General features: G+C 64.2%; 8 protein-coding genes. 6 read left to right on the forward strand and 2 right to left on the reverse strand.

The window, feature by feature from the left end:
* The first annotated feature begins 77 nt into the window (after nucleotides 1-77).
* Nucleotides 78-1712, forward strand: coding sequence for an NAD+ synthase (locus LQ952_RS09295; protein WP_238622388.1), 1635 nt, complete (start codon nucleotides 78-80; stop codon nucleotides 1710-1712).
* A gap of 58 nt (nucleotides 1713-1770) precedes the next feature.
* Nucleotides 1771-2109 (forward strand): P-II family nitrogen regulator, encoded by a 339-nt coding sequence (locus tag LQ952_RS09300; protein ID WP_025280632.1) that lies wholly within the window; start codon nucleotides 1771-1773, stop codon nucleotides 2107-2109.
* Nucleotides 2110-2188: 79 nt separating this feature from the next.
* Here LQ952_RS09300 and LQ952_RS09305 read toward each other — a convergent pair whose 3' ends face one another.
* Both LQ952_RS09305 and LQ952_RS09310 read right to left on the reverse strand, forming a co-directional pair.
* A complete protein-coding gene (locus tag LQ952_RS09305; RefSeq protein WP_238622389.1) occupies nucleotides 2189-2710 on the reverse strand; it encodes a nitroreductase family protein in 522 nt (173 codons plus the stop codon).
* 44 nt (nucleotides 2711-2754) lie between these two features.
* Nucleotides 2755-3519, reverse strand: a complete 765-nt coding sequence (locus LQ952_RS09310) for an outer membrane protein assembly factor BamD (RefSeq protein ID WP_238622390.1) — start codon at nucleotides 3517-3519, stop codon at nucleotides 2755-2757.
* A gap of 56 nt (nucleotides 3520-3575) precedes the next feature.
* On the opposite strand from LQ952_RS09310, the gene rluD reads away from it, so the two are divergent.
* The 4 genes from rluD to LQ952_RS09330 form a co-directional block, all read left to right on the forward strand.
* Complete coding sequence (gene rluD, locus LQ952_RS09315) at nucleotides 3576-4520, forward strand: 23S rRNA pseudouridine(1911/1915/1917) synthase RluD (protein ID WP_238622391.1); 945 nt, start codon at nucleotides 3576-3578, stop codon at nucleotides 4518-4520.
* Between the two features lie 471 nt (nucleotides 4521-4991).
* Nucleotides 4992-5366: a hypothetical protein gene (locus LQ952_RS09320; protein WP_238622392.1), complete on the forward strand. Its 375-nt coding sequence runs from the start codon at nucleotides 4992-4994 to the stop codon at nucleotides 5364-5366.
* A 59-nt stretch (nucleotides 5367-5425) separates the two neighbouring features.
* The gene (mgtE, locus tag LQ952_RS09325; protein ID WP_238622393.1) at nucleotides 5426-6784 is read left to right on the forward strand and encodes a magnesium transporter; all 1359 of its coding nucleotides are present in this window, start codon (nucleotides 5426-5428) and stop codon (nucleotides 6782-6784) included.
* Nucleotides 6781-7063 (forward strand): magnesium transporter MgtE N-terminal domain-containing protein (locus tag LQ952_RS09330; protein WP_430733765.1); only part of this gene is annotated, 283 nt, incomplete at its 3' end. The genes mgtE and LQ952_RS09330, both read left to right, overlap by 4 nt.

Consider the following 7063-nt stretch of genomic DNA (forward strand, 5'->3'; position numbering starts at 1 on the left):
CTGTCGACACGTTTACGGACCACCGCCCTGTGAGGGCGGTGGTCTCCTGTTGCTACCTGTTTCATTACGTCCGGATCATGACAGACACCCTCAAGATCGCCCTGGCGCAAATCAACCTCCTGGTGGGCGATGTGGAAGGCAATGCCGACCGGGTGATAACCGCCGCTCACGAGGCGCGGGATCATCACGGTGCCGACCTGATACTGTTTCCCGAACTGACCCTTACCGGTTACCCGCCGGAAGACCTGCTGATGCGTGGTACCTTGCTGCAGCGTGCCGAAGAGGCCCTCAAGCGCATCGCCCGGGAGGTCTCGGGGATCGACCTGGTGGTCGGTCTGCCCCTGCGGGAGGCGGGATACCTCCACAACAGTGCGGTGTATCTGCGTGACGGCAAGGTGCTGGCCCGCTACCACAAGCAGGTCCTGCCCAATTACAGCGTGTTTGACGAAAAGCGCTATTTCAAGCCTGGCGAGGGTCCCTGCGTGGTGGAGATCAAAGGCCTGCCGGTGGCCCTGGCCCTGTGCGAGGACATCTGGGTCTCCGAACCGGCCCGTCGGGCCCAGTCCGCCGGTGCCCGGTTGCTGCTGAGTCTCAACGCCTCTCCCTTCCATCTCTCCAAGCACAATGAGCGACTGGCGGTGCTGCGCGAGCGGGCCCATGAGACCGGCTTGCCGGTGGTCTATCTCAACTTGGTGGGTGGCCAGGATGAACTGGTCTTCGATGGTCATTCTCTGGTGGTGGATCGCGACGGAGCACTGCGGCTGGTCGCGCCCGCCTGGCAGGAGGGTATCCATACCCTGGACGTGCATTTTGATCGCCGTGACATCAGCATCAGCGGTGGTATCCTGGCGCCCCTGCAGTCGCCGGAGGAAAGTCTGTATCAGGCCCTGGTCCTGGGGGTGCGGGACTATGTGAACAAGAATGGCTTCAAGGGCGCCCTGCTGGGGCTCTCGGGAGGGATCGACTCCGCCCTGACGTTGTGCATCGCCGTGGATGCCCTGGGTGCTGAGCGGGTGGAGGCGGTGATGATGCCTTATCACTATACCGCCGGCATGAGCCGGGAGGACGCCGCCGCCCAGGCCCTGATCCTCGGGGTCCGGTATCAGGAGATTCCCATTGCGCCCATGGTCGAAGCCTTCATGGCCGGGCTGGCGGGGGTCTTTGCCGGCCTGCCGGCGGATACCACCGAGGAGAATATCCAGGCCCGTTGTCGGGGCACCATCCTCATGGCCCTCTCCAACAAGAGCGGACGCATGTTGCTGACCACCGGCAACAAGAGCGAGATGGCGGTGGGCTATGCCACCCTCTACGGGGACATGGCCGGCGGCTTTGCCCCGCTCAAGGATGTCTCCAAGCTCTGGGTCTATCGGCTGGCCCGGTATCGCAATACCCTGGGGCCGGCCATCCCCGAGCGGGTGATCGAACGTCCGCCCTCGGCGGAGCTTGCCCCCGATCAGCGGGATGAGGATAGCCTGCCTCCCTACGAGATCCTGGACGGGATTCTGGAGCGCTTCGTGGAGCAGGACCAGTCCTTCACCGACATCGTCTCCGCCGGCTTCGAGCCGGCCACCGTGCGCCGTGTAATCGGCCTGGTGCTGCGCAATGAATACAAGCGCCGACAGGCGCCACCCGGGGTCCGGGTTACCCGCCGTGCCTTCGGCAAGGACCGGCGTTATCCCATTACGTCGGGTTATGGCAGGCTGTTAAGCTAGCGTGATGTCTTTGCAGTACCTTCATCCTGTTTCCATGAGTCATTAGGAACTAAACCGTATGAAAAAGATTGAAGCCATCATCAAGCCGTTCAAGCTCGAGGACGTCCGCGAGGCGCTCATGGAGATCGGTGTGACGGGGCTGACCGCCACCGAGGTCAAGGGTTTCGGCCGGCAGAAGGGACATACGGAACTGTACCGGGGTGCCGAGTATGTGGTCGACTTCATTCCCAAGGTGAAGCTGGAGATCGGTGTCGACGACGGTCTGGTGGATGCCTGTGTGGATGCGATCATCAAGGCTGCCCGCACCGGCAAGATCGGGGACGGCAAGATCTTCGTGACCGATATGGAGCGGGCCATCCGCATCCGTACCGGTGAGGAAAACAGCGATGCCCTGTAAGTAAACAGGCCTTGGCACCGCCTTGCATGGGCAGTGAGGCCATGTCCGCCCGTGGCCTCACTGCCGTCCCGGATCCGGGCTATCGGTAAGTTACCACCTCATCCAGGCGCCGTCGCTGGGACGATTCCGGCAGTTCCGCCGGGTAGCCCACGCAGAGCAGGGCCAGTGGCCGCAGACCCGGTTCCAGGGAGAGGGTGTCGGCCACGGCCTGCTCGTCGAACATCCCCACCCAGGTGGAGCCCATCCCTGCGGCCACCACCGCCAGCTGGGCATAGGCGGCCACGATGGTGGCATCCTGGATGGAGAACAGTTCCCGGCCCCGTTCACCGTATTGCTCGGCCGAGCGCTGTGCATCACTGCAAAAGACCAGGCAGACGGGGGCCTCGGCGATGAACTGCTGTCCGTTGGACGCCTCCGCCAGCCTTGTGCGCAGAGCCGCGTCCTTCACGCAGATGATGCGGTAGGACTGCAGGTCCCCCGCAGAAGGGGCGGTCACCGCGGTCTCCAGGATGGCGTGCAATTTTTCCGGCTCTACCGGCATGTCGGCCTGGTAGCGGCGGATGGAGTGCCGATGTCTGACGGTCTGAAAGAAATCCCACATCCTCAACGTCCCCCCTGGGTAGTGTTTGAATCGGTTGCGTGGAATCAGGTGCCTTGTCTGAGCCTGTCGGCCCGGTCAGGGAAGTTCAACTCCAGCACCCGCAGGGCATCCCCGGCCAGATCGTCGAGTTTCAACCGGCGGTAGGCCTTCACCATGACCTCCAGGGCGTCGGGTACCGACTCGGCGCCTTCGTAATGTTCCAGTACATGGGTGCCCCGCTGCGCGGCCGCCAGCCAGGCGCCCCGGCGCATGTAGAAGTCCGCCACATACATCTCATGGGCTGCCAGCCGGTTTCTCAGGTGAACCATGCGCTGACGGGCATCCTCGGCGTAGCGGCTGTCGGGAAACGTGCGTACCAGGGTGCCGAAATCATCGAAGGCATTGCGCAGGGGGACCGGGTCGCGGCGGGCCTGATCCTGGGGGATCCAGCGGTTGAGGAAGCTTTGGTCTCGCTCATAGTTGATCAGCCCGCGCAGATAATAGGCATAATCTACATGGGGATGCCTGGGATTCATCTGGATGAAACGATCCACGGCCGCCAGCGCCATTTCCGCTTCCTGAGCCTTGTAATAGGCATAGGCGATCTCCAGCTGGCCCTGTTGGGCGTGGCGGCCGAAGGGGAAGCGGGCTTCCAGGATCTCGTAATATTCCACCGCCTGGTCATAATTGCTCCGCTCCAGGGCCGCCTTGGCCTCTTCGTAGAGCTGGCTGGCGGACCAGTCCCGGGTGGGGTCCTGGCGCATGGAAGCGCAGCCGGAGGCCAGACTGGCGATAAGCAGGAGGGTCAGGACTGAGCGAAGAGCTGTCATTGGGCGCGAAGACTGAGATAATTGAGACAACGAGTATAACCGACGGCCCCCGGCACATGACCAGAACCATCGAACTTGCGGGGGAAATCCCGCCCGAACTGGCCGGCAAGCGTCTGGACGCCGTGCTGGCGCAGATGTTCCCGGAATATTCCCGCAGCCGTATCCAGCAGTGGATCGAGGATGGCGCGGTGTTGGTGGCGGGAGAGCGCCCCCGCACCCGCCAGAAGACCTGCGGGGGGGAGCCGGTACGGATCCGTGCCGCCCTGGATGCGCCGGGCCGGGATGAAGCCGAGGACCTGCCCCTGGAGTTGATCCACGAGGATGACCACCTGTTGGTGATCAACAAGCCGGTCGGGCTGGTGGTGCATCCAGCCGCCGGGCATCCCCAGGGGACGCTGGTCAATGCCCTGCTGCATCACGCCCCGGAGCTGGCCCATTTGCCCCGTGCCGGCATCGTCCATCGTCTGGACAAGGATACCTCGGGTCTGCTGGTGGTGGCCCGCACCCTGGCGTCGCACACCGACCTGGTGCGCCAGCTCCAGGCTCGCACCGTGGGGCGTGAATACCTGGCCCTGGTACAGGGCGCCCTGGTGGCCGGCGGCACGGTCGATGCCCCCATCGGTCGTCATCCGGTGGACCGCAAGCGCATGGCGGTGGTGACGGGGGGGCGGGAGGCCGTCACCCATTACCGGGTGGAAGAACGGTTTCCCGGCCATACCCTGCTCAGGGTCAACCTGGAAACCGGGCGTACCCACCAGATCCGGGTACACATGGCCCACCTGCATCATCCCATCGTGGGCGATCCGGCCTATGGTGGACGCCTGCGCATCCCCGCCGGTCTGTCCGAGACGGCCATGGCAGCCGTGCACGGGTTTCGTCGCCAGGCCCTGCATGCGGCACGTCTTACCCTGGAGCACCCTGATGGTTCCGGCACTCGGAGTTGGGAAGCCGGTATCCCGGCCGACATGCAGGGCCTGCTGGAAGCCCTGCGCGTCGGCTGAATCGGCCGTGTATCCCGACAGGCGGGGTTTTCCTTATCTTGGGCAGGCGTTATCATTGAGCCGTTTTCGCAAACCACGAAAACACTTGTCAGGCAACAGAGGTTTAATTGTCGATGGACAGTTGTTGTAGATGCATGCGTGGTGAGGCCGTGAGCGGCTGCAGACCGGCATGTGACTGCGTCCGTCGGGGTCGCCCCCTCCAGCGGTAATCCGCCGCGCTCCGGGCTCCCTGATGGACCGCATCGCGTCGGTCGGATCAGGGAAACCGGTATTCGCATCATCCCGAATGTACCTTGCCATGGGCGTCTCAGCGTCCCGGCGCGGGATGGGTGCCTGCCGAATCCGGGTACCGTTTTCTCGGAATTGTGCCGCTTCCCTGTGCTCCTGGTCTCTCCCCATGCCGCACCGGCCTTCAAGGCCGCGTCCTCGTGCGTCCCGATCGGTCTGCCTTCGGCAGCCAAGGAGAGAATCATGACCCGGATAATCAAGAACATGAACCGGCTGATGACCCTGGCCTTCAAGGCCCTGGAGTCCCAGGCTCGCCGTACCCCCGAGGCCGGTAACCCCGTGGTCGAGGCCGTGACCCGCGCCTGTCGCCAAGGGGATTTCGGCAGCGCCCGGCTGAACTTTCTCAAGCTGGCCCAGCAATCCCAGATCGGGGTACTCCAGACCATGGACGAGCAGGCCATCCGGCGTCTGGCCCTAGGGCTGCCCGACGCCACCCTGGCGCGACTCTGCGCCCAGGGGCCCGCCCCGTTGAGTGAAACCATCGCGCGTTCCCTGCCGGAAGGGCGTCGTCGCGGTGTATCCCTGATGAGCGAGCGGCATCGGCGCCATCAGGCCTGAGGGCGCCGGCATGAACCGCCGGTGTTTCTTCCGACCGCATGTTCCAACCGGGCCAAGGCATGGAATCGACTCGCATTCTCGATCTGGACGAACTGAACGAATTGCTCTCCCAGGGGGATCTGCCTGCGGTGCGCGGATGGCTGGACGAGATGCGTATCCAGGACATCGCCCAAGCCCTCATGACCCTGGACGGAGAGGTTCGCCGCGATGTGTTCCGTCTGCTCCCGGCGGGACGGCGGGCGGATGTCTTTGCCTACCTGGATCCCCTGCATCAGCTCCAGCTCATCCGTCAGGCATCTCTGGACGAAGGGCGCCATCTGCTGTCGGAGATGCTGCCGGATGATCTCACCGCCCTGCTGGAAGACCTGCCCAGGGGAGAGGTCCGGCAGTTGCTGCGCCTGTTGCCGTTCCGTTCCATTCGTCGCGCCTTGACCCTGCTGGGATATCCGGAGGACAGCTGTGGCCGGCTCATGACCACGGCGGTGGTGAGTGTGCGTCCCGACTGGAGCATGGCCCGTGCCCTGGATCATCTCCGGGTGCAGGCGGGCCGTGGCGAGACGGTCAATCTGGTCTACGTCACCGATGACCAGGGCGGGCTGCTGGGGGTGCTGGCCCTCAAGCATTTTCTCAAGTCGCAGATGGATGTCCCGGTGTCCACACTCATGACCGGCCGGGTGGTGTCCATCGATGCCCATGCCCCTCAGGAGGACGCCCTGCGGATGATGCGTCACTATGACCTGCCGGCCCTGCCGGTGGTGGATCAGGACCGTGAACTGCTGGGCATCATCACCGTGGACGATGTGCTGGATGTGGAGCAGGAAGAAAGTACCGAGGACTTCCAGAAGATGGGGGCGGTGGGCAGTCTGCACCTGGGCCTGCGCCAGGCCCATCCCTGGTTGCTGTACCGCAAGCGGGTGGGCTGGTTGCTGATTCTGGTGGCGGTGAACATCATCGGCGGTTTCGTGATCGCCGGGTATGAAGAGGCCATCGAGGCCTTGGTGGCGCTGGTGTTCTTCCTGCCCCTGATCATCGACAGTGGCGGCAATGCCGGGGCACAGTCCGCCACCCTGATGGTTCGCGCCCTGGCCACGGGCGAGGTCCATCCCCGCGATTGGCTGCGGCTCTGGGGCAAGGAACTGGGGGTGGCCACGGCCCTGGGGGCGACCATGGCCCTGGCGGTCTCCGGGCTGGGGCTATGGCGGGGGGGCATGGAGATCGCCGTGCTGGTATCCATGGCCATGATGCTGGTGGTGCTGGTGGGCAGTCTGGTGGGCATGATCCTGCCCTTCATCCTGGCGCGCCTGCGCCTGGATCCGGCCACGGCCAGTACCCCGTTGGTGACGTCCATCGCCGACGTGGCCGGGATCACGATCTACTTCGGCCTGGCGGCCGCCTTGCTGGGACTTCAAGGACAATGAGCGATTATCTCAAGCACGCGCAATTTTTCGCGCAGGTGAGTCGACGCGACTGGGAGGGCCTCAAAACGATGCTGGCCTCCCTGCAGAACCAGGATGTGGCGGCACTGAGCCAGGCGCTGCCCCCCGAGGACTGGGTCCCGGTGATCCGGCTACTGCCCAGGGAGCGGATGGCCGATGTGTTTTCCTATCTGAGCCTGGAGCAGCAGACCCGCGTCCTGGCCGAACTGAGCGATGACGAAAATGCCCGCCTGCTGACGGCGTCATCCTACGATGACGTGG

Source organism: Ectothiorhodospira lacustris (genome assembly GCF_022227785.1).
GTDB classification, from domain to species: domain Bacteria; phylum Pseudomonadota; class Gammaproteobacteria; order Ectothiorhodospirales; family Ectothiorhodospiraceae; genus Ectothiorhodospira; species Ectothiorhodospira lacustris.